At 61.2% G+C, this 23,138-nt stretch carries 25 protein-coding genes; 14 read left to right on the forward strand and 11 right to left on the reverse strand.

The genetic code is table 11. The annotated features are described in order from the left end of the window. Nucleotides 1-258: 258 nt before the first annotated feature. Both rhtA and AACY42_RS25945 read left to right on the forward strand, forming a co-directional pair. Nucleotides 259-1,149: a threonine/homoserine exporter RhtA gene (rhtA, locus tag AACY42_RS25940; protein WP_339483306.1), complete on the forward strand. Its 891-nt coding sequence runs from the start codon at nucleotides 259-261 to the stop codon at nucleotides 1,147-1,149. Between the two features lie 168 nt (nucleotides 1,150-1,317). Further along, the gene (locus AACY42_RS25945; RefSeq protein WP_339483258.1) at nucleotides 1,318-1,599 is read left to right on the forward strand and encodes a hypothetical protein; all 282 of its coding nucleotides are present in this window, start codon (nucleotides 1,318-1,320) and stop codon (nucleotides 1,597-1,599) included. Nucleotides 1,600-1,605: 6 nt separating this feature from the next. Here the strand turns inward: AACY42_RS25945 and AACY42_RS25950 are convergent, their stop codons facing one another. Further along, on the reverse strand, nucleotides 1,606-2,175 hold the full coding sequence (locus AACY42_RS25950; RefSeq protein ID WP_339483259.1) for a TetR/AcrR family transcriptional regulator: 570 nt from the start codon (nucleotides 2,173-2,175) through the stop codon (nucleotides 1,606-1,608). A gap of 89 nt (nucleotides 2,176-2,264) precedes the next feature. On the opposite strand from AACY42_RS25950, the gene AACY42_RS25955 reads away from it, so the two are divergent. Then, complete coding sequence (locus AACY42_RS25955) at nucleotides 2,265-2,993, forward strand: SDR family oxidoreductase (RefSeq protein ID WP_339483260.1); 729 nt, start codon at nucleotides 2,265-2,267, stop codon at nucleotides 2,991-2,993. Nucleotides 2,994-3,027: 34 nt separating this feature from the next. Then, nucleotides 3,028-3,618: a 2-hydroxychromene-2-carboxylate isomerase gene (locus AACY42_RS25960; protein ID WP_339483261.1), complete on the forward strand. Its 591-nt coding sequence runs from the start codon at nucleotides 3,028-3,030 to the stop codon at nucleotides 3,616-3,618. A 9-nt stretch (nucleotides 3,619-3,627) separates the two neighbouring features. On the opposite strand, the gene AACY42_RS25965 is transcribed toward AACY42_RS25960, so the two are convergent. The 5 genes from AACY42_RS25965 to AACY42_RS25985 all read right to left on the reverse strand — a co-directional run bounded on the left by AACY42_RS25965 (nucleotide 3,628) and on the right by AACY42_RS25985 (nucleotide 8,273). Further along, nucleotides 3,628-5,436, reverse strand: coding sequence for an aminopeptidase P family protein (locus AACY42_RS25965; RefSeq protein ID WP_339483262.1), 1,809 nt, complete (start codon nucleotides 5,434-5,436; stop codon nucleotides 3,628-3,630). A gap of 45 nt (nucleotides 5,437-5,481) precedes the next feature. After that, a complete protein-coding gene (locus tag AACY42_RS25970; protein WP_339483264.1) occupies nucleotides 5,482-6,648 on the reverse strand; it encodes a cysteine desulfurase family protein in 1,167 nt (388 codons plus the stop codon). Between the two features lie 159 nt (nucleotides 6,649-6,807). Further along, nucleotides 6,808-7,422: a LysE family translocator gene (locus tag AACY42_RS25975; protein WP_339483266.1), complete on the reverse strand. Its 615-nt coding sequence runs from the start codon at nucleotides 7,420-7,422 to the stop codon at nucleotides 6,808-6,810. Nucleotides 7,423-7,524: 102 nt separating this feature from the next. Continuing rightward, nucleotides 7,525-7,791 (reverse strand): hypothetical protein, encoded by a 267-nt coding sequence (locus AACY42_RS25980; RefSeq protein WP_339483267.1) that lies wholly within the window; start codon nucleotides 7,789-7,791, stop codon nucleotides 7,525-7,527. Nucleotides 7,792-7,907: 116 nt separating this feature from the next. Then, nucleotides 7,908-8,273, reverse strand: coding sequence for an antibiotic biosynthesis monooxygenase (locus AACY42_RS25985; RefSeq protein ID WP_339483269.1), 366 nt, complete (start codon nucleotides 8,271-8,273; stop codon nucleotides 7,908-7,910). A gap of 95 nt (nucleotides 8,274-8,368) precedes the next feature. Between AACY42_RS25985 and soxR the strand changes: the two genes are divergently transcribed. The 10 genes from soxR (at nucleotide 8,369) to AACY42_RS26035 (ending at nucleotide 15,844) form a co-directional block, all read left to right on the forward strand. Further along, nucleotides 8,369-8,821: a redox-sensitive transcriptional activator SoxR gene (gene soxR / locus AACY42_RS25990; protein WP_339483270.1), complete on the forward strand. Its 453-nt coding sequence runs from the start codon at nucleotides 8,369-8,371 to the stop codon at nucleotides 8,819-8,821. A gap of 105 nt (nucleotides 8,822-8,926) precedes the next feature. Continuing rightward, entirely contained in the window at nucleotides 8,927-9,388 is a 462-nt protein-coding gene (locus tag AACY42_RS25995) for a VOC family protein (RefSeq protein WP_339483271.1), read from the forward strand. 300 nt (nucleotides 9,389-9,688) lie between these two features. Next, nucleotides 9,689-10,903 (forward strand): PepSY-associated TM helix domain-containing protein, encoded by a 1,215-nt coding sequence (locus AACY42_RS26000; RefSeq protein ID WP_339483272.1) that lies wholly within the window; start codon nucleotides 9,689-9,691, stop codon nucleotides 10,901-10,903. Continuing rightward, nucleotides 10,900-11,442 carry a thiamine pyrophosphate-binding protein gene (locus AACY42_RS26005; RefSeq protein ID WP_339483273.1) on the forward strand — a complete coding sequence of 181 codons (543 nt, stop codon included), beginning with the start codon at nucleotides 10,900-10,902 and terminating at the stop codon, nucleotides 11,440-11,442. The genes AACY42_RS26000 and AACY42_RS26005 overlap by 4 nt, the downstream gene beginning before the upstream one ends. Beyond that, complete coding sequence (locus AACY42_RS26010; protein WP_339483274.1) at nucleotides 11,439-11,765, forward strand: hypothetical protein; 327 nt, start codon at nucleotides 11,439-11,441, stop codon at nucleotides 11,763-11,765. The genes AACY42_RS26005 and AACY42_RS26010 overlap by 4 nt, the downstream gene beginning before the upstream one ends. Beyond that, nucleotides 11,762-12,337 (forward strand): DUF6162 family protein, encoded by a 576-nt coding sequence (locus AACY42_RS26015; RefSeq protein WP_339483275.1) that lies wholly within the window; start codon nucleotides 11,762-11,764, stop codon nucleotides 12,335-12,337. The genes AACY42_RS26010 and AACY42_RS26015 overlap by 4 nt, the downstream gene beginning before the upstream one ends. 35 nt (nucleotides 12,338-12,372) lie before the next feature. After that, nucleotides 12,373-13,302, forward strand: a complete 930-nt coding sequence (locus AACY42_RS26020) for a metal ABC transporter solute-binding protein, Zn/Mn family (RefSeq protein WP_339483277.1) — start codon at nucleotides 12,373-12,375, stop codon at nucleotides 13,300-13,302. Beyond that, complete coding sequence (locus AACY42_RS26025; RefSeq protein WP_339483279.1) at nucleotides 13,299-14,051, forward strand: metal ABC transporter ATP-binding protein; 753 nt, start codon at nucleotides 13,299-13,301, stop codon at nucleotides 14,049-14,051. The genes AACY42_RS26020 and AACY42_RS26025 overlap by 4 nt, the downstream gene beginning before the upstream one ends. Beyond that, on the forward strand, nucleotides 14,051-14,950 hold the full coding sequence (locus AACY42_RS26030) for a metal ABC transporter permease (protein WP_339483280.1): 900 nt from the start codon (nucleotides 14,051-14,053) through the stop codon (nucleotides 14,948-14,950). The genes AACY42_RS26025 and AACY42_RS26030 overlap by 1 nt, the downstream gene beginning before the upstream one ends. Further along, entirely contained in the window at nucleotides 14,951-15,844 is an 894-nt protein-coding gene (locus AACY42_RS26035; RefSeq protein ID WP_339483281.1) for a metal ABC transporter solute-binding protein, Zn/Mn family, read from the forward strand. It abuts the gene before it with no gap. A 138-nt stretch (nucleotides 15,845-15,982) separates the two neighbouring features. Here the strand turns inward: AACY42_RS26035 and prpF are convergent, their stop codons facing one another. From prpF to AACY42_RS26060, 5 genes are all read right to left on the reverse strand, one after another. Then, on the reverse strand, nucleotides 15,983-17,173 hold the full coding sequence (gene prpF, locus AACY42_RS26040; RefSeq protein WP_339483282.1) for a 2-methylaconitate cis-trans isomerase PrpF: 1,191 nt from the start codon (nucleotides 17,171-17,173) through the stop codon (nucleotides 15,983-15,985). Between the two features lie 42 nt (nucleotides 17,174-17,215). Then, nucleotides 17,216-19,807, reverse strand: coding sequence for a Fe/S-dependent 2-methylisocitrate dehydratase AcnD (gene acnD, locus AACY42_RS26045; RefSeq protein WP_339483283.1), 2,592 nt, complete (start codon nucleotides 19,805-19,807; stop codon nucleotides 17,216-17,218). 197 nt (nucleotides 19,808-20,004) lie between these two features. Beyond that, entirely contained in the window at nucleotides 20,005-21,132 is a 1,128-nt protein-coding gene (prpC, locus tag AACY42_RS26050) for a bifunctional 2-methylcitrate synthase/citrate synthase (protein WP_339483284.1), read from the reverse strand. A 133-nt stretch (nucleotides 21,133-21,265) separates the two neighbouring features. After that, nucleotides 21,266-22,150 (reverse strand): methylisocitrate lyase, encoded by an 885-nt coding sequence (gene prpB, locus AACY42_RS26055; RefSeq protein ID WP_047228278.1) that lies wholly within the window; start codon nucleotides 22,148-22,150, stop codon nucleotides 21,266-21,268. Next, a complete protein-coding gene (locus AACY42_RS26060; protein ID WP_003204063.1) occupies nucleotides 22,147-22,860 on the reverse strand; it encodes a GntR family transcriptional regulator in 714 nt (237 codons plus the stop codon). Before AACY42_RS26060 ends, prpB begins: the two co-directional genes overlap by 4 nt. Nucleotides 22,861-23,138: the final 278 nt, after the last annotated feature.

Below are 23,138 nucleotides of genomic sequence, written 5' to 3' on the forward strand. Positions count from 1 at the left end.
CGGACTTCGATGACCTGAAGCCCAACACTTTCGAAACCTACTTAACTCATTGAATCTCAAGGAGTTTTCCGTTTCGACTGCGCCGGAAGTGGGGCGAATTATAGACTTCCAGAATCTGCCGTCAATCCTTAATTTGATTTTTCTATCCATAACCCGACAAGACACTTAAATCTGCCCGGCATATAGACGGAATCGCTGCATATGCGCAATATACTGCTCAATACAGCCTCCCGCCTTATTTCTGGACGACACTTCGTAATGACGCCCCCTTCACAACGCAACCTGGCCTCCACCCTGTACCCGGTTGCCCTGCTATTAATAGCCATGGCCTCCATCCAATCAGGAGCCTCCCTTGCCAAAAGCATGTTCCCGGTAGTCGGGGCACAGGGCACTACGACGCTGCGACTTATTTTTGCCAGCCTCATCATGCTGATATTGCTACGCCCCTGGCGCGCCAAGCTCACCACCCAATCCCTGCGCACCGTGATCGTTTATGGAATGGCATTGGGGGGCATGAACTTTCTCTTCTATATGTCAGTTCGCACCGTTCCACTGGGTATTGCCGTGGCATTGGAGTTCACCGGGCCGCTGGCAGTCGCCATTTACGCCTCACGCCGGGCGATAGACTTTCTCTGGATCGCCCTGGCAGTCGCTGGCCTGCTTCTGCTTATACCAACCGGAGCGACCAATGCCGGTATTGACCTGCTTGGAGCCGGCTATGCGCTGGGCGCAGGTTTCTGCTGGGCGCTGTACATCCTGTTCGGCCAGAAGGCTGGCGCGGACAATGGTGTGCAAACCGCCGCATTGGGAGTGATGATCGCCGCCCTGTTCGTCGCACCGATTGGTATCGTGCACGCGGGCGCCGCACTGCTCACACCGAGTCTGATTCCAATCGCCATCGGCGTCGCCATTCTATCTACGGCCCTGCCCTACACCCTGGAAATGATCTCCCTAACCCGAATGCCAGCCCGCACTTTCGGCACCCTGATGAGCGTCGAACCAGCAGTCGCGGCCCTGTCGGGGTTGGTCTTTCTACAGGAGTACTTGTCCTTGGCCCAGTGGTTAGCCATTACCTGCATCATCCTCGCGTCGGTCGGCGCAACGCTGACCATGACCAACACCGCGAAGCCTGCCGTCGCGGCAGATTGAAGCAGGATTTAACGAAGGTCTGGTATTTACCACGCATTTAGGCCATGTTTAGATCGGTAACCCAATGTCAGACATGGATTTTTTCATACAGGATGTCATGAACGCTTCAAGCAAGAGCGAACACAATCGTACGCGGACACAAGATCCACGACGATTATAAGGACGGGAATGAAACGAATTTTGATACTGATCGCCGTACTAATAATAGCGGGCTGTGCGGCAACATCGAAAACAGAAGTCAAGCGCGGCAAAAAAGGCCTGCACATCAACTGCTCCGGCCTGTCCTCATCCTGGGGGCAGTGCGCCGCCAGAGCCGCCAACTCATGTGCTCCCAAGGGTTACAAGGTCATTGCCAAGTCCGGCGACGCCGTCGAGGAGCCCGGGGATTATCTCTTCGGGCTCAATCCCGCTGGCTATACCAGCCGCAGTATGATCGTCATTTGTAAATAGGCCACGTCAGTCGAGCCCTTGCTCGGCCATTCGGCGCCTAATTTCCTCATGGCTGGACCTGAGGACGTCACGCTGGACCTGCGGCGTGACCAGCATTCGTGCAACAACCAATGCTCCCACGCATTGAGACAGCATGGCCCAGGCCAAACTGTCACTCCCCAATATCTGCGCCCAGCTTTCGTGCAAACGACAGATCCACGCTTGCGCCGTCTCCCTCACTTGGACATCCGATCGCGCGATCTCGGCACCCAGCACCGACAACGCACACCCAGCTTCGGGCTGCTCAACGTGGCTCATGCTCAAGTACTGCTTAAGGCAGCGCTCCAGCTTCATTGAGTCCATGGCACCGTCTCCGCTCAGACGATCCAGACTTTGGGCCAACTCCCGCTCAACAATGGCCTTGAAAAGCTCATCCTTCGATGAGAAGTGGCTATAAAACGCGCCGCCGCTCAACCCGATCGCTTTCATCAAGCCATCGACACCGACCGTGGAGAAACCCGACTTCTTGGCGGAGACGGCACTGCTAGCGAGCAGTTTCTCCCGGGTTTCCATTTTGTGATTGGCTGAATAACGCATGGTCCTGCCCCTGATTGCTCACCTTGACGCTCGCCGAACCTTAGCATAACGTCCGTTTAGTTAACGATCGTTTACCAATGAGGCTAACCATGAAGAACAAGAAGGTCGTACTGGTCGTTGGCGCGGGCGATTCCACCGGCGGAGCGATTGCCAAACGCTTTGCACAGGAAGGTTTTATTGCCTGCGTTACCCGTCGCAGCGCCGACAAACTCGAGCCCTTGGTGGCTGGAATCCGCGCCCAAGGCGGCGACGCCCACGGGTTTGCCTGTGATGCGCGTAAAGAAGACGACGTGATCGCACTCATCGAGCAAATCGAGAACCAGATCGGCCCCATCGAAGCCTTTGTATTCAACATCGGCGCCAACGTCCCCTGTAGCATCCTCGAAGAAACCGCACGCAAGTATTTCAAGATCTGGGAAATGGCCTGCTTCTCAGGCTTTCTCAATGCACGGGAAGTCGCCAAGCGCATGGTCAAGCGCCAGCGCGGGACGATCCTGTTTACCGGGGCAACGGCGGGATTACGCGGTGCTTCGGGGTTCGCCGCATTCGCAGGCGCCAAGCATGGCATCCGCGCACTGGCCCAGAGCATGGCCCGCGAACTAGGGCCGCTGAACATTCACGTGGCCCATGTGGTGGTGGACGGCGCCATCGACACCGACTTCATCCGCGATAATTTCCCGGAAAAATATGCCACCAAGGATCAGGACGGCATCCTGAACCCTGAACACATCGCCGACAGTTACTGGTACTTGCACCGTCAACCCCGCGACGCCTGGACCTTCGAACTGGACCTTCGGCCCTGGAGCGAGCGCTGGTAAACCCTCCCCTCACAACAACAAGAGAGCAGATACCATGAGCAAATCGGTGGAGTTTTACTTCGATCTCGGCAGCCCGACCACGTACCTTGCCTACACCCAGTTGCCAACGCTGTGTACGCAGACAAACAGCCAACTGATCTATCGTCCGATGTTATTGGGCGGCGTCTTCAAGGCAACCGGCAATGCATCACCGGCGACAGTGCCGGCCAAGAACCCTTACCTGTTCAAGGATCTGCATCGCTTCGCCAAGCGCTACGGCGTTGCCTTCAAGTTCAATCCACATTTCCCCATCAATACACTCCCACTGATGCGTGCGGTGACTGGCATGCAATTGCGCCAACCTGAACGCTTCGAGGCCTTCGTCGATTGCCTGTTCCGCGCCTTTTGGGTGGACGGCCTCCCCCTCAATGACCCGACGACTGTCGCAGCGGTCCTGAACGAGGGCGGTTTCGATGCTGACTATGTGCTGACCCTGATGAACGACGAGCAGGTCAAGCAAACACTCAAGACCGCCACTGAAGAAGCCATCGCACGGGGCGTGTTCGGCGCCCCGAGCATGTTTGTCGGCAACGAGTTGTTCTTCGGCCAGGATCGACTGGACTTCGTCCGTGAAGCCCTCGCCTGATCCTTTACTTCAAATCGCCATCGTTCGCGTGTTGAGCCATTGCAGCGCATCACCGTCCAGCAACGGGCTCAAGCGACGCTGAACCTCGGCGTGGTAGGCGTTGAACCAGTCTTTTTCGTCCTGGGTCAGCAGCGAAGGTTCAAGGCAACGGGTGTCGATCGGGCACAGCGTTAGGGTTTCGAACTCAAGGAACTCGCCAAACTCGCTGCTTCCGGCTTCACGGTTCAACACCAGGTTCTCGATGCGCACCCCCCAGCGACCTGGACGATAAGTGCCCGGTTCGATGGAGGTGATCATACCAACCTGCATCGCCGTTTGCGGCGCCGCAGCAGCTTGATAGGCAATCACCTGCGGGCCTTCATGGACATTGAGGAAATAGCCGACGCCATGGCCGGTGCCGTGGCCGTAATCCACCAGCTCCGCCCAGATCGGCGCACGAGCGATGGCATCCAGCAAGGGCGAAAGAATGCCCCGCGGGAATTTGGCCCGGGACAGGGCAATCACACCCTTGAGCACCCGCGTGCAATCAAGTTTCTGCTCAGCGGTGGGTGTGCCGACCGGCACCATGCGAGTGATGTCGGTGGTGCCACCCAAGTACTGGCCGCCGGAATCGATCAGCAACAGACCATCACCTTCGATGACCGCATGGGCTTCTTTCGTGGCGTGGTAATGAGGCATCGCACCGTTGGCGTTGAACGCGGCGATGGTGTTGAAGCTCAGGGAGACGAAGTCCGGCCGGCGCGTGCGGGCGGCAGTCAGGTGCTCGTCGATGGTCAACTCGGTGATGCGCTCGCGCCCCCAGGCCCCTTCCAACCAGGCGAAGAACTCACAGAGCGCCGCGCCATCCTGCTCCATGGCCCGACGGATGTGCTTGGCGTCGGCCAGGCTTTTGCGGGACTTGGCCAGCGTCGTTGGATTGAGCCCTTCGACCCGCTTCACGCCGCTGCCCAGGTTATCCAGTAAGCCGACCGTCACCCGCGCCGGATCGATCTGCAGGCTCGCACCACTCGGCACTTCACTCAACGCGGCGGCGGCTTCGCTGTAATCGCGCAGGGTCACACCGTCCTGTTCAAGAACGGCGCGCAACGATGCGTCAACCTTATCCAGGGCCACGAACAGCGTTGCCTGTTGCTGGCCGATCAAGGCAAAGGAGACGAACACAGGGTTGAACGACACATCCGCGCCGCGCAGGTTGAACAACCAGGCGATGTCATCCAGCGTGGCGATGAAATGCCAGTCGACACCACGCTCCTTGAGGGATTCACGCACTTTGGCGAGTTTCTCGACCCGGCTGACGGTCGCCTGGGGAGGCAAATGGGCGTAGACCGGCTGATCCGGCAAGCTTGGGCGATCGCTCCAGACCGCCTTGAGCAGATCGATGTCGGTACGCAACCGCGCACCGCGCTCCGCAAGCTTGCCGCCCAGGGTGCGAGCCGATGCCACGGCCATGACCGCACCGTCAACGGCGACCACTCCACTCTCAGGCGTTTGTTCCGCCAGCCAGTCCAAGGGCCCAGGCTGGCCGGGAATGAGCTTGACCAGCTCGATACCACTGCCCTTCAGCTCCTTGGTGGCCTGCTCCCAATAACGGCTGTCGGCCCAGACGCCGGCGAAACTGTCGGTCACGATCAAGGTCCCCACCGAGCCGTGGAACCCCGACAGCCATTGCCGTCCCTGCCAATAGCCTGGCAGGTATTCAGACAGATGCGGGTCGGCCGATGGTACCAACAGCGCATGAATGCCCTCTCGGCTCATCAGTTGGCGGATTTGGGCCAGGCGCTGGGGAACCAGTCCATGAGGCAAAGGCTCGGTGCTCATTGTTTCTCCTGCTCATTGATATTGTTGTTCGATGCCGAAGACGGTTTATGGGAGCGTGGCCCAGAACGCTGGCGCAGTCGCGCACGCCGCCTGGATCAGCTGCACCGCCTTGTCGATATCTTGCTCAGTGGTAAAGCGGCCCAGGCTCAAGCGAATGGTCCGGCCGGCTGCACGCGCATCGTGCCCCAGGGCCAGCAGCACGTGGGACGGAGTGTTCTGTGCCGAATTGCAGGCCGAGGTCGCGGAAAATGCAATCGATGCGCCCAACGTCGCCGGGTTGAACTCACCTTCGCTGAACGTCAGGCTCAGCGTGTGGGGAATCCGGTGGCTCGCACTGCCGTTTAGACGCACACCGGGCAAGGCCAGCAGCGGTTCAAGCAAACGATTGCGCAACCGGGCAATCTTAGCGAGTTCTTCGTCGAATACCCCGGCTGCCAGTTCGAATGCCGCGCCCATGGCTGCGATCTGATGGGTCGCCAGGGTTCCGGAGCGCAAACCGCCTTCATGCCCACCGCCGTGAATCTGCGCCGACAGCCGTGGCCGAGCACGGTCGCCGACGTAGAGCGCACCGATGCCCTTGGGGCCATAGATCTTATGCGCGGAAAAAGACATCAGGTCCACCGGCCAACGAGACAGGTCGATCTGTACCTTACCGGCGCCCTGGGCTGCGTCCACATGAAACAGCGCACCGTGCTCACGAACGATATCGCCGATGGCGATGACGTCGTTGACGGTGCCCAACTCGTTGTTCACCAGCATTAGCGATACCAGGAACGTGTCTTCGCACAACGCCTCGCGAACCGCTTGCGGGCTGATCAGGCCCTCGGCGTCGGGTGCCAGCCAGGTCACCGCGACGCCGCTCTCTTCGAGCTGGCGCGCCGTGTCGAGAATCGCCTTGTGTTCGATCAGGCTGGTGATGACATGGCCGGCGGAACCTCTGCGCCCTTGGGCCACCCCTTTGAGGGCCAGGTTATTGGATTCGGTGGCGCCGGACGTCCAGACGATCTGTTCGGGCTGAGCCCCCACCAATTGCGCCACCTGCTGGCGGGCGCACTCCACCGAGCGCCGGGCCTCCTGGCCGAAGGCATGGGCGCTGGAAGCCGGGTTGCCAAAATTGCCGTCAAAGCCCAGACATTCGACCATGACCCGGATGACCCGCTCATCCACCGGTGTGGTGGCGGCGTAGTCAAAATACAAAGGACGTTTATTCATAGGAAACTCGCAGAGCCTGCTCCGGGATCAGGCGCCCTCGTTGGATTCGAGACTAGCAATACCTGATCAAAGACCTTAAAGAAGTCGGACTTCGTTTAAAAGTGCGTAGGAACGCTCCTGAACAGCGAGCTTAGCAGGCATCGCGGCGAAGCTCAGCCCTCAACTGATGCTTTCGAGCAACAACGGATACAGCGAAGCGACCAACAACAGTGCCATGCCCCAGTTGAACACACGCAACCAACGACGATCACGCAACAGGTTGCGCAACAGGCTGCCGCACACCACCCACAGGCTCACGCTGGGCAGGTTGATCAGAGCAAACACCGCCGCAATCACCAACACGTTGAAGAAATAACCCTGGAGTGGCGTGTATGTACTGATGGCACCGATGGCCATGATCCAGGCCTTGGGATTGACCCATTGGAACGCTGCCGCCCCCCAGTAGCTGATCGGCGTATTGTCTCCCGCCTGACTTTCCGAAACCGGACCGGAGTGGGCTATTTTCCACGCCAGGTACAACAGGTACGCCGCGCCGATGTAGCGCAGCGCGGTATAGAGCAGTGGATAAGTCTGAAACACCGCGCCCAGGCCAAGACCCACCGCCAGCACCAGGAAAAAGAAGCCGCAGGTAATACCCAGCATGTGAGGAATGGTGCGGTTGAAACCGAAATTGACACCCGAGGCCAACAACATGGTGTTGTTAGGTCCAGGCGTGATCGAGGTCACCAGGGCAAACAGGGCGAAGCCCAGCAGCAGGTCAAGCGAAAGGGTCATTTCAAGTCAGTCCATCAGGGCGGTCAGTCAAGCCATGACCCTACCCCACGCCTTGGCGCAAACCCACGGACAGTTGGGCGAAACTTTAAGCGGTACAGTCCCTCAGCTTGACCGGCCAGGTTGCGGCACGACCTGCTCGGCGCTCATTTGGCCCTGATCGTCGAAACCCACATTTTTCTGCGACGAACCGAGCAACTCGGCTTTTTTCGCGTGGTACTCATCAAACGAGAGGCCTCGACGATTCAAGGCTTCAAGGGCCAGCTCGCGGGTCTCATCGGCCGTGTAAGGGCGCAGCTCCGGGGAGGAACTGGCGCAGCCGCTCAGGAGGGTGGCGGTCAACAGCAGCAAAACAGCAAGGGTACGGTTCATGACGAGTGTCCGGCGTTCTGGAGTTGGGCGATGAACAAAGGCTACCCACCAGCCCTGCACGGCAGAAATCAACCCTCTCAATAGTGGCTATTGCCTTTGTGGATCAGCCGCTGCATTCAGTCGACCAACTGGCAATGCAGCGCGTTGTCCAGGCTGCGTTCGATGTTGCGCAGCACTTGGAACGAGCCAAACGTCACAGCTTTGGCTCGATGAGCCTGGATCAGCCGCCAGAAATTCTGCTCGCCACTTTCGAAACTTCGAAGCGCCGCCTCGCCTGCCTCGCGGGTTTGCCACTGCAGATAGTTGAGTACGCGCCGACCATCCTCGCTGGCCTGGATACTGGCACTCAGGAACCCCCGGTGGTCCCGAGCCAGGCGCTCGGTCTGCTCCGACAAGGCCGTTACCAGCGCCTGTTGCCATTGAGGCTCGATATCGAACTCCATCAACTGGGTGAAACTGCGATTGTTCCTTGGTAATTGCATGAAAGGTCCCCTCTGCACGTAAGGCGGATCTTGCGATCCGAACGCAGGCAGGGTAAAACCTAAAGTTAACTCTAGGTCAAGCAGAGAATTGAGCGGTGACGCAGATCGATGTCCACAAGGAACTCACCGTCGGCCAAGTAGCCGCCCGCAGCGGCGTGGCGGTCACGGCCTTGCACTTTTATGAATCCAAGGGGCTGATCAAAAGCACACGCAACCCGGGCAACCAACGTCGTTACTCACGGACAGTGTTGCGCCGTGTGGCGCTGATCAAGGTTGCCCAGCGCCTGGGCATTCCCTTGGCGGAAATCGGCGAAGCGTTGAAAAACCTGCCGGACAACCGTGCGCCAACGGCCGCCGACTGGCAGACCTTGTCGGCGCAGTGGAGCCGGGACCTGGACGAGCGCATCAACCAATTGATGGCGCTGCGCGATCGACTCACCGGCTGCATCGGCTGCGGATGCCTGTCGATGGACGCTTGCCCGCTGCGCAATCAGGGCGATGTGCTGGGCAAACACGGGCCAGGGGCTCACCTGTTGGAGCAGCCGTGAAGCGTTCGTCGGAACATGACCCCGTCCACGGCGGCTGACCTATAGTGGGTGGGCGTAAACCGACGAAGACTCTCTTCGCCTCCCATAACAACAAGGAGAACCGTCATGGGCGTCAAAGCCATTCCCGAAGGTTTCCATAACATCACGCCCTACCTGGGCATTCAAAAAGCTGCCGAAGCCATCGACTTCTACAAAAAAGCCTTCAATGCCACCGAGGTCATGCGCCTGGCCATGCCCGACGGCCGCATCGGGCATGCCGAACTGCGGATCAACGGTTTTCCGATCATGCTCGGTACGCCTTGCGACCAAGGCCCGCTGAGCAACCCGGACCAATCGCCATCGGTCGGCCTGCATTTATATGTCGAGGACGTGGACAGCGCATTTGCCCAGGCCATCGCTGCCGGTGGCACGTTGATTTCCGAGGTCAAGGACCAGTTCTACGGCGATCGCACCGGCACCTTGAAAGATCCCTATGGGCATCTGTGGTTCCTGGCAACGCACAAGGAGGATTTGAGCCAGGAACAGATCGAACAACGGGCCAGGGAAATGCTTCAACAGCAAGGCTGATTTGCCCTTGCTCCCGCGGGGTTACGCCCCGTAGGAGCTGTCGAGTGCAACGAGGCTGCGATCTTTCCCCTGACACTTGAGCCTCAAGCGAAAGATCAAAAGATCAAAAGATCGCAGCCTTAGGCAGCTCCGACCACGCGAAACATTTTCTTTCATCTTCCTCTTCAGGATTGCGATCGCTCGTTCGTCTTAATTAGATGCAGTAGGCCGCGTCGGCAAAAGCCACCGTCTGCTTTTTGCGGTTCAAGGTATTGCGAAGCCCGTAATACCGAACCTTTCATCGAATCAAGACGTTCAATCATGTCGAAGAAATCCCGCTCCAAACTCTGGTTCCTGGTCCATAGCTGGCTGGCATTGCCCGTCTGGTTTTTCGTGCTCATCGTTTGCGTCACTGGCACCCTGGCGGTGGTCAGCCAGGAGATTGTCTGGCTCGTCAACCCTGAGATGCGCGCCAGCAAGCCTTCGGACGATGCCGCCCTGCTCAGCTACGACCAGATCATCAGCGCGATCAAGCAGAACCAGCCGCAAACCCAGGTGCAAAGCATCATTCGCCCGGACGAGTCGCACTTTGCCCTGGAAGTCGGCGTGACCTACCCTGACGGACGCCCCGACACGGTCTACGTCAACCCGTACAGCGGCGTCATCCAAGGCTCGGCGCCGACATTCAACTTCCAGGCCTTCACCCGCGCCCTGCATGGCTGGTGGCTGGTGCCGTTCACCAATGGCTACAGCTGGGGCTGGTACCTGGTGTCGTTCCTGGGCCTGCCGTTGCTCGCATCCCTGGTGACCGGGCTGGTGGTCTACAAGCGTTTCTGGAAAGGCTTCTTCCGTCCGACCCTGCGAATTCGCCATGGCGCGCGGATTTTCTGGGGTGATTTCCACCGGCTCAGCGGGATCTGGTCGATCTGGTTCATCGCGGTCATCTCCGTTACCGGCACCTGGTTCCTGATTCAGGCCTTGCTGGGCGACAACCAGATCTCCATTTCCAGCGAACCGGTCATCCCGGTGGTGGCCCGTGAAAACGTGCCATTGTCCGTCGACGGCCTGCCGCCCCCGCAGTTGAACCTGGACCGAGCCATCGAAATCGCCCAGCAACGCATCCCGGGATTGGAAGCAAGTTTCATCAGCCTGCCCGGCAATGCCTACAGCCATCTGGAAGTCGGCGGCCGTGGTTGGTATCCGCTGATGTTCCAGACCGCCACCATCAATCCCTATAACGGTGACGTGGCCGCCTCGCGGCTGCTGTCCGACCGCACGACGCTGGAATTTGTCACCGAATCCATGCGCCCGTTGCACACCGGCGACTTCGGCGGCCTGTGGATCAAGCTCATCTGGTTTTTCTTCGGCTTGGTCCTGAGCTTGATGGTGCTCAGCGGGCTGCTGATCTGGACCAAACGCACGGCCCTGGCCACCGCCAATGCCCTCAAGCGTAGTCAGAAACCCTCCCGTGAACCCCGCATCGCGCAGGCATTGCAGCCGTCGGTCCACCGTGAGTCGTCGGAGGGCTACCTGTGAATCCGTCCAATGCCGCTTCATCACCGTCACGCCTGAGCCCGTTCTGGCGTAAATGGCGCTTTCACCTCAACGTGCTGTTACTGCTGATCCCCCTGGGGTTCATGCCCAAATATTTATCCGAAGCCGCGCTGTTCCGCGGGGACACCGGGCTTGGCGAGCGGGAAGTCGGTGAAGTCCAGGTCGGACCCTGGAGTCTGCGCCTGGCGGAATTTCGCAACGAAGCCCCACGCGTCCAAGGGCCTGCCGGCCCCATGAAGCATTTCAACGCGGCCCTGTGCGAACGCTGTATCGGTCAGGTCAAGGCCACCTACCTGCGCGTCGGCAAACCTCGCAGCCTAAGGGCCGCCGGGGTGATTTTCTTCGGCTCCCCCTATCGCATGGGCGCCGTGTTGCCGGTCCCGCCAAAGACCCATCCCGATGCCGAACTGTGGATAACCCTCGAGGGTTGGGACGGTTCGATGCATCAGGCCTCCATTCCCCTGAGCCAGGCCTCCCCGGCCACCGTCGCCTGGCTGAAGAACCAAGGACCCAAACCATGACCTTGCGCACTTTATCCAACGGCCTGGCATTGCTGTTCTGCGCAGGTGCAAGCACCAGCGCCTTGGCTCACAACCCATTGTGCGAATGCAAAGCCATCGACGCCGAGCAGATCCAATGCACCGGCGGTTTTTCCGACGGCAGCGGCGCGCCCGGAGTGACCCTGGACGTGATCGGCTATGACGAGACCATCCTCGTCCCGGGCAAGCTCGGTGCCGACTCGAAGCTGACCTTCAAGAAGCCGGACGCTGAGTTCTACGTGCTCTTCGACGCCGGCCCCGGCCACGTTGTGGAAATCGACCAAGCCGACATCGAGGCCCCATGACCAACACCACAACTCAAGTCATCCGCCCCGCTGGCGCGGGCCATGAAACCCTGTATGTGTTACTGCTGTGTCTGCTCATCGTACTGGTCGCCGGGTCTGTGGTGGCCTGGCATGGCAAAGCCGAAGCCCCCCCTCAGCTGGCCTCGAACCAACTCGACGCCCGCCGCGACCTCAGCGCCGCCGAGCAAGGCATCTACGCCGACCTGCGGGTGACCCTGGATGAAATCCGCTTGCTGCGCGAAGACCAACCCACCCTGCCCGGCCCGAAAACCCTGGCCGAAGAAGGCTTCGCGCCGTTCGCCCAGGACGCCAGCTCCGTCAGCCGGGGCGGCCACACCTGGCAACAACTGCAGGACCAGGCCTACTTCGGCGTCAGTGCCAATTCTTCCGTGGCCGGTTCGTTTCTGATGCGCATCGGCGAAGCAACCGACGCCGCGCCGGACATCTGGCTCAACCGCCGCAATGGCCTCGCGACACCTGCTGCGCTGGACGACGCTGCTTTGTCCGCCGCTGGCTGGCAACAGATCGTCGCGCAATTCGATGCCGGCGTAACCCGCCAGCACCGACACTGACCCCACGCCTTCATTCGAGAGAAGACCGTTTGCCCATGCCTATTGCATCCCCCCGCCGCCCCTTGCGGCGCCTACTGTTGATCGGCCTGCTGGCCTGCCTGTTTACCTCGCAGGCGTACGCCGTAACAGCCAAGCGCCTGCGCATCGGCATTACCCTGCACCCTTATTACAGCTATGTGACCAACATCGTCGGCGACAAGGCCGAGGTCGTGCCGTTGATCCCGGCCGGTTTCAACCCCCATGCCTATGAACCACGGGCCGAGGACATCAAGCGCATCAGCGGTCTCGACGTGATCGTGCTCAACGGTGTGGGCCACGACGACTTCGCCGACCGCATGATCGCCGCCAGCGAAACCCCGAACATGAAAGTGATCGAGGCCAATGAAAACGTGCCCCTGCTAGCCGCCACCGGCACGGCGGCCCGTGGCGCGGGCAAGGTCGTGAACCCACACACCTTCCTGTCCATCAGCGCTTCCATTGCCCAGGTCAATAACATCGCCCGGGAGTTGGGCAAGCTCGACCCGGACAATGCCAAGGCCTACACCCAGAACGCCCGCGCCTATGGCAAGCGCTTGCGGCAGATGCGAGCCGCCGCCCTGGCGAAGCTGACCCAGGCCCCCAATGCCGAGTTGCGGGTCGCCACGGTGCATGCCGCCTACGACTACCTGTTGCGCGAATTCGGCCTGGAGGTGACCGCCGTGGTCGAGCCGGCCCACGGTATCGAACCGAGCCCCAGCCAGTTGAAGAAAACCATCGACCAACTGCGCGAGCTCGACGTAAAGGTGATCTTCTCGGAAATGGATTTCCCGTCCACCTACGTCGACACCATTCAGCGTGAATCGGGTGTGAAGCTGTACCCGCTCTCGCACATTTCCTACGGCGCCTACAGCCCCGAGAAGTACGAAAAGGAAATGGCCGGTAACCTCGACACCGTGGTCCGGGCAATCCAGGAGGCTGGCGCATGACCGTCCAGGAAACCCTCACCCTGCACCGCGTCGGCCCCTTGATTGAGTTCGCCGACGTCAGCCTGAACCTGGGCCGCACCACCATTCTCGACAACGTGGCATTTCATGTGGAGCCCGGCAGCATCCATGCCTTGGTGGGCCCCAATGGCGGCGGCAAGAGCTCGCTGATCAAGACCTTGCTCGGGCAGATGCCGCACCAGGGACGTCTGAGCCTGCAATGGCCAGGCGAGCCCGGTGTGATCGGCTACGTGCCCCAAGCGCTGGAGTTCGACCGAGGCTTGCCCATGACGGTGGAGGATTTCATGGCGGCGATGTGTCAGCGGCGGCCGGCCTTTCTCGGTTTGAGCAAGCAATACGCTGGCGCCATTGGTCAGGCCCTGGAACGGGTCGGCATGGAGGACAAGCGCAAACGGCGCATGGGTGCGCTGTCCGGCGGTGAGCGCCAACGCGTGTTGCTGGCCCAGGGGTTGATTCCCTCGCCGCAACTGCTCGTGCTGGATGAACCGATGTCGGCCCTGGACGAGGCCGGCATCCAGGTGTTCGAACGGTTGCTGCAGCACTGGCGCCGAGCAGGAATCACCGTGCTCTGGATCGAACATGACCTGGAAGCCGTCGGGCGCTTGGCCGACCGTGTCACCGGCCTGAACCGCGGGGTGCTGTTCGACGGTCCGCCCCGCCAAACCCTGACGCCAGAACGCCTGCTGACGCTGTTCTCCACCCATCCGCGCACGAACGGGAGCGCTGCCTGATGAGCTATGAAGCCTTTCGTTTGATGGTCCAGGGCTGGGCTTCGGCCGGTTACCTGCCCGAAGCGCTGGCCTATGGGTTCGTGGTCAATGCGTTGCTGGCCGGGTTGTTGATCGGCCCTGTGCTGGGCGGCCTCGGCACGCTGGTGGTGGTCAAGCGCTTCGCGTTTTTCTCCGAGGCGGTGGGCCATGCGGCGCTGACTGGCGTGGCCATCGGCATCCTGCTCGGCGAACCCTACACCGGGCCTTACGGCAGCCTGTTCGGCTACTGCCTGTTGTTCGGCATCCTGCTCAATTACCTGCGCAACCGCACTGGCCTGGCGCCCGACACGCTGATCGGCGTCTTCCTGTCGGTGTCCCTGGCCCTGGGCGCCAGCCTGCTGTTGATCCTGGCGGGCAAGATCAACGTGCACATCCTGGAGAACGTACTGTTTGGTTCGGTGCTGACGGTCAATGGCAATGACCTGCTGGTGCTGGCGGTGGTCGGCTCGCTGGTAATGGCCCTGGCCTTGCCGCTGTACAACCGCATCATGCTCGCCAGCTTCAACCCGCAACTGGCGGCGGTGCGCGGGGTGGCGGTCAAGACCCTGGACTACTTGTTCGTGGTGCTGGTGACGCTGATCACCGTGGCGGCGGTAAAAGTCATTGGCGCCATTCTGGTGGGTGCGTTGCTGGTGATTCCGGCGGCGGCGGCGCGCCTGCTCAGCCAATCATTGAAAGGCTTTTTCTGGTGTTCAGTGCTGATCGCCACCGCCAGCACCTTGTGCGGGATTCTCGCGCCGATCGTGTTCGACCTGCCGATCCCGTCAGGCGCTGCGATCATCCTGGTGGCCGGCATCGCCTTCGCCCTGAGCGCCATCGCCCGCGGTGTCGTCCCCAGCCTCAAAGGGAATCTTGGATAAATGGTTTTTTCATTGCGACAACTGACCCTGGCCGTGGCGTTGTGCGGCGTGGCCGTCACCTCATCATTTGCCAGCGAAAAGGTCCGGCTGCTGGCATCGTTGCCGGTCACCTACGGATTGGGCGAGGCCTTGCTCAAGGGCACCGAGGTCAGCCTGGAGCGGGCGGCGCCCGTCAATCTGCCAGGCACCCGGCAAAGTGCCTACTTCAGCGGCCGTGGCGCACCGGCCTTGAGCAAACTGGCCAGCGATGCTGACGGGGTGATCGGCCTGCGCTCGCTATGGCCGGACGATCCGCTGTACCCCATGGCGCGACGCAGCAATATCCGCATCGTCGAAGTCGATGCCGCGCGCCCGGTGGACGGCGCCCTGCCCGGTATCGCCGTGCAACCGGGCAAGGCCGACGGCCTGGCGAGCCAGCCGTGGATGGCCAGCCATAACCTGGGGCGCATGGCCGACGTGATCGCCGCCGATCTGGTACGCCTGACCCCGGCGGACAAACCGAAGATCGACGCCAACCTCGCGGCCCTCAAGCAGCGCCTGCTCAAACTCAGTGCCGACAGCGAAAAACGCCTCGCCAGCGCCGATAACCTGAGCGTGGTCAGCCTGAGCGAGCATTTCGGCTACCTGATCAGCGGGCTCAATCTGGACGCAATCAGCACCGATGCCCGGCCCGACGCCGAATGGACAGGTGAAGCCCTCAAGCAGTTGAGCACAACGTTGAAAGACAATGACGTGGCGCTGGTGCTGCATCATCGCCAGCCTTCGGATGCGCTGAAGGCAGCCATCACAGAGGGAGGTAGCCGGTTGCTGGTGTTGGGCACCGATGGGACCGATCCGGTGGCGGAGTTGGAAAGCAATGTAGGACTGGTGGTCACCGCACTGACGGCAGACTGACGGAAGAAATACGATCAACCTGTGGGAGCGAGCCTGCTCGCGATGAGGTCGGCACATTCAACATTGGCGTCGACTGATACACCGCCATCGCGAGCAGGCTCGCTCCCACAGGTTTTGTATTGTTCCTGAAGCATCGAGTTAGAAAACATCCCCCGGCACCCGCACAAACCCTTCCATCAACACCCGCGCGCTACGGCTCATGATGGCTTTTTTCACGGTCCATTCGCCGTTGACCTGGCTGGCCTCGGCGCCGACGCGCAGGGTGCCGGAGGGGTGGCCGAAACGCACGGCGTTGCGCTCGATGCCGCCGGCCGCGAGGTTGACCACAGTGCCGGAAATCGCCGCGGCGGTGCCGATGGCCACCGCTGCGGTGCCCATCATGGCGTGGTGCAGCTTGCCCATGGACAGCGCCCGTACCAACAGGTCAACGTCCCCGGCCGCGACGGCTTTTCCGCTGGATGAAACGTAGTCCGCCGGCGGCGCGACGAACGCCACTTTCGGGGTGTGCTGGCGCTGGGCGGATTCGTCCAGGTGCTTGATCAAGCCCATGCGCAAGGCGCCATGGGCGCGGATGGTTTCGAACATGGCCAACGCCTTGGGGTCACCGTTGATGGCGCCCTGCAATTCGGTGCCGGTGTAGCCGACGTCCCGGGCATTGATGAAAATCGTCGGGATCCCGGCGTTGATCAGCGTCGCCTTGAAGGTGCCAACGCCTGGCACTTGCAAATCGTCCACCAGATTGCCGGTGGGAAACATCGAGCCACCAACGCCCTCTTCTTCTGCCGCCGGGTCCATGAATTCCAATTGCACTTCGGCCGCCGGAAAGGTCACGCCGTCGAGTTCGAAGTCACCGGTTTCCTGAACCGCGCCGTCGGTGATCGGCACATGGGCGATGATGGTCTTGCCGATGTTGGCCTGCCAGATCCGCACCACGGCCACGCCGTTTTGTGGAATGCGACCGGCGTCAACCAAACCACTGCTGATAGCGAATGAACCGACCGCCGCCGACAGGTTGCCGCAGTTGCCACTCCAGTCCACGAACGGCTTGTCGATGGACACCTGGCCGAACAGATAATCGACATCGTGGTCGGCCCGGGGGCTCTTGGACAGGATCACGGTCTTGCTGGTGCTGGACGTCGCGCCGCCCATGCCATCGATCTGTTTCTCGTACGGGTCGGGGCTGCCGATCACCCGCAGCAGCAAGGCATCCCGGACAGCGCCTGGGACGCGGGCCGCTTCGGGCAGGTCTTGCAGGCTGAAGAACACGCCTTTGCTGGTGCCACCACGCATGTAGGTAGCGGGAATTTTGATTTGCGGTGCGTGAGCCATGATGCTCCTCAAGCGGACACGCCGGGTGTCCGCAGTTGTGATTTAGACGGCAACCGCCGATTCAAGGAAATCCTGGGCAAAGCGTTGCAGCACGCCCCCGGCTTCATAGATCGACACTTCTTCAGCGGTATCGAGGCGGCAGGTCACTGGCACTTCGACGCGCTCGCCGTTCTTGCGAGTGATGACCAACGTCAGCGTCGCACGCGGGGTGCGCTCGCCGATCACGTCATAGATTTCGCTGCCGTCGATGCCCAGGGTCTTGCGATCGGTGCCGGGCTTGAACTCCAGCGGCAACACGCCCATGCCCACCAGGTTGGTGCGGTGGATGCGCTCGAAACCTTCGGCAGCGATCGCCTCGACACCGGCCAGGCGCACGCCCTTGGCCGCCCAGTCCCGGGACGAACCCTGGCCGTAGTCGGCGCCGGCAATGATGATCAGCGGCTGCTTGCGCTCCATGTAGGTCTCGATGGCTTCCCACATGCGCATGACCTTGCCTTCGGGCTCGACCCGGGCCAGGGAGCCCTGCTTGACCTTGCCGTTTTCCTGGACCATTTCGTTGAACAGTTTCGGGTTGGCAAAGGTGGCACGTTGCGCGGTCAGGTGGTCACCGCGGTGAGTCGCATAGGAGTTGAAGTCTTCTTCCGGCAGGCCCATTTTCGCCAGGTATTCACCCGCGGCGCTGTCCAGCATGATGGCGTTGGACGGCGACAGGTGATCGGTGGTGATGTTGTCCGGCAGCACCGCCAGCGGGCGCATGCCCTTGAGCGGCCGCGCACCGGCCAGCGCGCCTTCCCAATACGGCGGACGACGGATGTAGGTGCTTTGTGGGCGCCAGTCGTACAGCGGCGTCACTTTCGGCCCGGTGTCTTCCTGGATGGCGAACATCGGGATGTACACCTGGCGGAACTGCTCCGGTTTCACCGAGGCCTTGACCACCGCGTCGATTTCTTCGTCGCTCGGCCAGATGTCCTTGAGGCGGATTTCCCGACCGTCCACCACGCCCAGTACATCCTTCTCGATGTCGAAGCGGATGGTCCCGGCGATGGCATAAGCGACCACCAGCGGTGGCGAGGCGAGGAACGCCTGCTTGGCGTACGGATGGATACGCCCGTCGAAGTTGCGGTTACCCGACAACACGGCGGTGGCGTACAGGTCGCGGTCGATGATTTCCTGTTGGATCACCGGGTCCAGCGCGCCGGACATGCCGTTGCAGGTGGTGCAGGCGAACGCCACCACGCCGAAGCCCAGCGTCTCAAGCTCGGACGTCAGGCCCGCTTCATCCAGGTACAGCGCCACGGTTTTCGAACCCGGCGCCAGGGACGACTTGACCCACGGCTTGCGGACTAGGCCCAGGCGGTTGGCGTTGCGCGCCAGCAGACCGGCGGCGATCACGTTGCGCGGGTTGCTGGTGTTGGTGCAACTGGTGATGGCGGCGATGATCACCGCACCGTCGGGCATTTGCCCGGGCACATCGTCCCACTGCCCGGAAATGCCTTTGGCAGCCAGATCCGACACCGCGACACGGGCGTGCGGGTTGCTGGGACCGGCCATGTTGCGCACCACAGACGACAGGTCGAAGGTCAGACCCCGCTCGTATTGCGCGCCCTTGAGCTTGTCGGCCCACAGGCCGGCCTGTTTGGCGTAAGTCTCGACCAGTCGCACTTGGTCGTCTTCGCGACCGGTGAGTTTCAGGTAATCGATGGTTTGCTGGTCGATGTAGAACATCGCCGCCGTGGCACCGTACTCCGGGGCCATGTTGGAAATGGTCGCGCGGTCGCCCAAGGTCAGGGCACTGGCGCCTTCGCCGAAAAACTCCAGCCAGGCACCGACAACTTTTTGCTTGCGCAGGAACTCGGTCAGCGCCAGCACCATGTCGGTGGCGGTGATGCCCGGTTGCAGCTTGCCGGTCAGCTCGACGCCGATGATTTCCGGCAGGCGCATCCACGAGGCGCGGCCGAGCATGACGCTTTCAGCTTCCAGGCCACCGACGCCTATGGCGATCACGCCCAGGGCATCGACGTGGGGCGTGTGGCTGTCGGTGCCCACGCAGGTGTCGGGGAACGCCACGCCGTCACGCTGTTGGATCACCGGGGACATTTTTTCCAGGTTGATCTGGTGCATGATCCCGTTGCCCGGCGGAATCACGTCGACGTTCTTGAAGGCCTTCTTGGTCCAGTTGATGAAGTGGAAACGGTCTTCGTTACGCCGGTCTTCGATAGCGCGGTTCTTGGCGAAGGCCTGGGGATCGGACCCACCGCTTTCTACCGCCAGGGAGTGGTCGACGATCAGTTGGGTTGGCACCACCGGGTTGACCTGCGCCGGGTCACCGCCCTGCAAGGCGATGGCGTCGCGCAGGCCAGCCAGGTCCACCAGCGCGGTCTGGCCGAGAATGTCATGGCACACCACGCGGGCCGGGAACCACGGGAAGTCCAGGTCGCGCTTGCGCTCGATCAGTTGCAGCAGCGACTCGCCCAGCGTGGCCGGGTCGCAGCGCCGCACCAGGTTCTCCGCCAGCACGCGGGAGGTGTACGGCAGGCCGTCGTAGGCGCCGGGGCGAATGGCATCCACGGCCTCGCGAACGTCGAAATAATCCAGCGAAGTGCCGGGCAGCGGTTTGCGAAATTCTGTGTTCATCGTCAGGACTCGGGTCACGGTGGTTTCAGAAGGGTGGCGCAGCTACTGAAGTGAACATGTTCCCTTGTGGGAGCGAGCCTGCTCGCGATTGCGGTGTGTCAGCCAACATTGATGCTGCTGACCCGACGCTATCGCGAGCAGGCTCGCTCCCACAGGGTTCAGGGTTTATCCAGTGCCTGCGGCTAGAACCCTCCAGCTCAGCGTTGTTCGATTGGCACGAACTTGCGCTGTTCGACGCCGGTGTATTCGGCGCTCGGTCGGATGATGCGGTTGTTGGCGCGTTGCTCGAACACGTGGGCGGCCCAGCCGGTCAGGCGCGAGCAGACGAAGATCGGCGTGAACAGCTTGGTCGCAATGCCCATGAAGTGGTACGCCGAGGCATGGTAGAAATCGGCGTTAGGGAACAGTTTCTTCTGCTCCCACATGGTCTTGTCGATGGCTTCGGAGACCGGGAACAGCACGGTGTCGCCCACTTCGTCGGCGAGTTTTTTCGACCAGCCCTTGATCACCTCGTTGCGCGGGTCGTTGTCCTTATAGATCGCATGGCCAAAGCCCATGATCTTGTCTTTGCGCGCGAGCATGCCGAGGGTGCCTTCGATGGCGTCCTGCGGCGAGCTGAAGCGCTCGATCATTTCCATCGCCGCTTCGTTGGCGCCGCCGTGCAGCGGGCCGCGCAACGAGCCAATGGCGGCGGTGATGCAGGAGAACAGGTCCGACAGCGTGGAGGCACAGACCCGGGCGGTGAAGGTCGAGGCGTTGAATTCGTGCTCGGCGTAGAGGATCAGCGACACGTTCATCACCTTGACGTGCAGCTCGCTCGGCTTCTTGCCATGCAGCAGGTGCAGGAAATGGCCGCCGATGGACACTTCGTCGGTCATACACTCAATGCGCTGGCCTTGGTGGCTGAAGCGATACCAGTAGCACATGATCGCCGGGAACGCGGCCAGCAGACGGTCAGTCTTGTCGTGTTGCTCGGAAAAGTCCTGCTCGGGCTCCAAGTTGCCCAGGAACGAGCAGCCGGTGCGCATCACATCCATCGGGTGGGCGTCGGCGGGAATGAGCTCCAGCACTTCTTTCAAGGCTTGGGGCAGGTCCCGCAGTTGGCTCAGCTTGCGTGTATAGGTATCCAGCTGGGCCTGGGTCGGCAGCTCGCCGTATAGCAACAGGTAGGCCACTTCTTCAAATTGCGCATCTGCCGCCAGGTCGCGAACGTCGTAGCCGCGATAGGTCAGGCCGGCGCCCGACTGGCCTACGGTGGACAATGCGGTTTGCCCGGCCACCTGGCCACGGAGCCCGGCGCCACTGAGTACTTTTGCTTCGGCCATTTGCTGTCTCCATTTTTTAGATTTGTAGAGAATGGGGGGGAACGATCGCCGCCTCGTTGCACTCGACAGCTCCTACACAGCACCTACGCGGTCCAACTCTGGAGCTGTCGAGCGAAGCGAGGCGGCGATCTTTTCATTTTTTCGCCGCGAACAACGCATCGAGCTTCTGCTCGAAGGTGTGGTAGTCGATGCGATCGTAAAGCTCCATGCGGGTCTGCATGGTGTCGATGACGTTTTGTTGCGTGCCGTCGCGGCGGATCGCGGTGTAGACGTTCTCGGCGGCCTTGTTCATGGCCCGGAAGGCCGACAACGGGTAGAGCACCAGGGACACGTCGGCACCGGCCAACTGTTCGGTGGTGTACAGCGGGGTCGCGCCGAATTCAGTGATGTTGGCCAGGATCGGCGCTTTCACGCGGCTGGCGAACAGCTTGTACATTTCAAGCTCGGTGATGGCCTCCGGAAAAATCATGTCGGCACCGGCCTCGATGCAGGCCGCGGCGCGGTCCAAGGCTGATTCCAAGCCTTCCACCGCCAGGGCATCGGTACGGGCCATGATCACGAAACTGTCATCGGTACGGGCATCGACGGCAGCCTTGATGCGGTCGACCATCTCTTGCTGCGAGACGATTTCCTTGTTCGGACGATGGCCGCAACGCTTGGCTCCGACCTGGTCCTCGATATGGATGGCCGCCGCGCCGAACTTGATCATCGACTTGACCGTGCGCGCCACGTTGAACGCCGAGGAACCAAAACCGGTGTCCACGTCTACCAGCAGCGGCAGGTCGCACACGTCGGTGATACGGCGCACATCGGTCAGCACGTCATCCAGGCCGGTGATGCCCAGGTCCGGCACGCCGAGGGAGCCAGCCGCCACGCCGCCACCCGACAGGTAGATCGCCTTGAAACCGGCGCGTTTGGCCAGCAGCGCGTGATTGGCGTTGATCGTGCCCACCACTTGCAGCGGATGCTCATTGGCGACCGCATCGCGGAAACGCTGGCCTGGAGTGCTGTTGCTCATGACTCACCTCGTTCAGTGGCGGCGCTGTCCTGGAAATGACGCGCGATGTTGCGTTTGGAAGCGCCGATGTGTCGGCGCATCAATAATTCAGCCAGCTCGCCGTCACGGTCGGCGATGGCGTCTAGAATCCGATGGTGCTCGGCAAAGGCCTGGCGCGGACGGTTGGGCGTGGTGGAAAACTGGATGCGGTACATGCGCACCAATTGGTACAGCTCGCCGCAAAGCATTTGCGTCAAGGTGCGGTTGCCGCTGCCCTGGATGATCCGATAATGGAAGTCGAAATCGCCTTCCTGCTGGTAATAACCAACACCGGCCTGGAACGCCGCATCGCGTTCGTGGGTTTCCAGCACCCGGCGCAGCTCGTCAATTTCTTCCAGGGTCATGCGTTCGGCCGCCAGACGGCAGGCCATGCCTTCGAGAGACTCACGGATTTCGTAGAGTTCCAGCAGCTCGGCATGGCTCAGCGACACCACCCGGGCGCCGACGTGAGGCACCCGCACCAGCAGGCGCTGGCCTTCCAGGCGATGGATCGCCTCGCGCAGCGGCCCGCGGCTGATGCCGTAGGTACGTGCCAGCTCCGGCTCGGAGATCTTGCTGCCAGGGGCGATCTCGCCTTTGACGATGGCGGCCTGGATACGTCGGAAGACGTTTTCGGAGAGGGTCTCCGAATCGTCCTGGGCCATCACCGGGGTTTCGAGCTGATCGAGCATATTGTCGACACCTTGCAAATCAATACGGCAAAAACTAACCAATAGCGGCGTTAACGTCAAAACAAAAATAAACATTGTCGACAATCGTCTAATAAGCCCACCTACCATAACCGCTCGTTTGAATGCGTCGTAGCGTCCGGCCAGCGGTGGCGTCAGAAAACCACCGTGCTAGAATGCCGCGCGATTTGCCACTCTCCTTTTATAGGGAAGGCTACCCAGGGAGCTTGTGCAGCAATGCCAGGGCCTGAACCGATAAACGGAACGCTGCGCACCAGGAT

It is taken from the genome of Pseudomonas sp. RL_5y_Pfl2_73, from assembly GCF_963970515.1.
Taxonomy (GTDB): domain Bacteria; phylum Pseudomonadota; class Gammaproteobacteria; order Pseudomonadales; family Pseudomonadaceae; genus Aquipseudomonas.

Excerpts from the sequence above, each read along its gene's own strand:
- rhtA (WP_339483306.1), top strand. The coding sequence starts at position 259 with ATGACGCCCCCTTCACAACGCAACCTGGCCTCCACCCTGTACCCGGTT.
- AACY42_RS25945 (WP_339483258.1), top strand. The coding sequence starts at position 1,318 with ATGAAACGAATTTTGATACTGATCGCCGTACTAATAATAGCGGGCTGT.
- AACY42_RS25950 (WP_339483259.1), bottom strand. The coding sequence starts at position 2,175 with ATGCGTTATTCAGCCAATCACAAAATGGAAACCCGGGAGAAACTGCTC.
- AACY42_RS25955 (WP_339483260.1), top strand. The coding sequence starts at position 2,265 with ATGAAGAACAAGAAGGTCGTACTGGTCGTTGGCGCGGGCGATTCCACC.
- AACY42_RS25960 (WP_339483261.1), top strand. The coding sequence starts at position 3,028 with ATGAGCAAATCGGTGGAGTTTTACTTCGATCTCGGCAGCCCGACCACG.
- AACY42_RS25965 (WP_339483262.1), bottom strand. The coding sequence starts at position 5,436 with ATGAGCACCGAGCCTTTGCCTCATGGACTGGTTCCCCAGCGCCTGGCC.
- AACY42_RS25970 (WP_339483264.1), bottom strand. The coding sequence starts at position 6,648 with ATGAATAAACGTCCTTTGTATTTTGACTACGCCGCCACCACACCGGTG.
- AACY42_RS25975 (WP_339483266.1), bottom strand. The coding sequence starts at position 7,422 with ATGACCCTTTCGCTTGACCTGCTGCTGGGCTTCGCCCTGTTTGCCCTG.
- AACY42_RS25980 (WP_339483267.1), bottom strand. The coding sequence starts at position 7,791 with ATGAACCGTACCCTTGCTGTTTTGCTGCTGTTGACCGCCACCCTCCTG.
- AACY42_RS25985 (WP_339483269.1), bottom strand. The coding sequence starts at position 8,273 with ATGCAATTACCAAGGAACAATCGCAGTTTCACCCAGTTGATGGAGTTC.
- AACY42_RS25995 (WP_339483271.1), top strand. The coding sequence starts at position 8,927 with ATGGGCGTCAAAGCCATTCCCGAAGGTTTCCATAACATCACGCCCTAC.
- AACY42_RS26000 (WP_339483272.1), top strand. The coding sequence starts at position 9,689 with ATGTCGAAGAAATCCCGCTCCAAACTCTGGTTCCTGGTCCATAGCTGG.
- AACY42_RS26010 (WP_339483274.1), top strand. The coding sequence starts at position 11,439 with ATGACCTTGCGCACTTTATCCAACGGCCTGGCATTGCTGTTCTGCGCA.
- AACY42_RS26015 (WP_339483275.1), top strand. The coding sequence starts at position 11,762 with ATGACCAACACCACAACTCAAGTCATCCGCCCCGCTGGCGCGGGCCAT.
- AACY42_RS26020 (WP_339483277.1), top strand. The coding sequence starts at position 12,373 with ATGCCTATTGCATCCCCCCGCCGCCCCTTGCGGCGCCTACTGTTGATC.
- AACY42_RS26025 (WP_339483279.1), top strand. The coding sequence starts at position 13,299 with ATGACCGTCCAGGAAACCCTCACCCTGCACCGCGTCGGCCCCTTGATT.
- AACY42_RS26030 (WP_339483280.1), top strand. The coding sequence starts at position 14,051 with ATGAGCTATGAAGCCTTTCGTTTGATGGTCCAGGGCTGGGCTTCGGCC.
- AACY42_RS26035 (WP_339483281.1), top strand. The coding sequence starts at position 14,951 with ATGGTTTTTTCATTGCGACAACTGACCCTGGCCGTGGCGTTGTGCGGC.
- prpF (WP_339483282.1), bottom strand. The coding sequence starts at position 17,173 with ATGGCTCACGCACCGCAAATCAAAATTCCCGCTACCTACATGCGTGGT.
- acnD (WP_339483283.1), bottom strand. The coding sequence starts at position 19,807 with ATGAACACAGAATTTCGCAAACCGCTGCCCGGCACTTCGCTGGATTAT.
- prpC (WP_339483284.1), bottom strand. The coding sequence starts at position 21,132 with ATGGCCGAAGCAAAAGTACTCAGTGGCGCCGGGCTCCGTGGCCAGGTG.
- prpB (WP_047228278.1), bottom strand. The coding sequence starts at position 22,150 with ATGAGCAACAGCACTCCAGGCCAGCGTTTCCGCGATGCGGTCGCCAAT.
- AACY42_RS26060 (WP_003204063.1), bottom strand. The coding sequence starts at position 22,860 with ATGCTCGATCAGCTCGAAACCCCGGTGATGGCCCAGGACGATTCGGAG.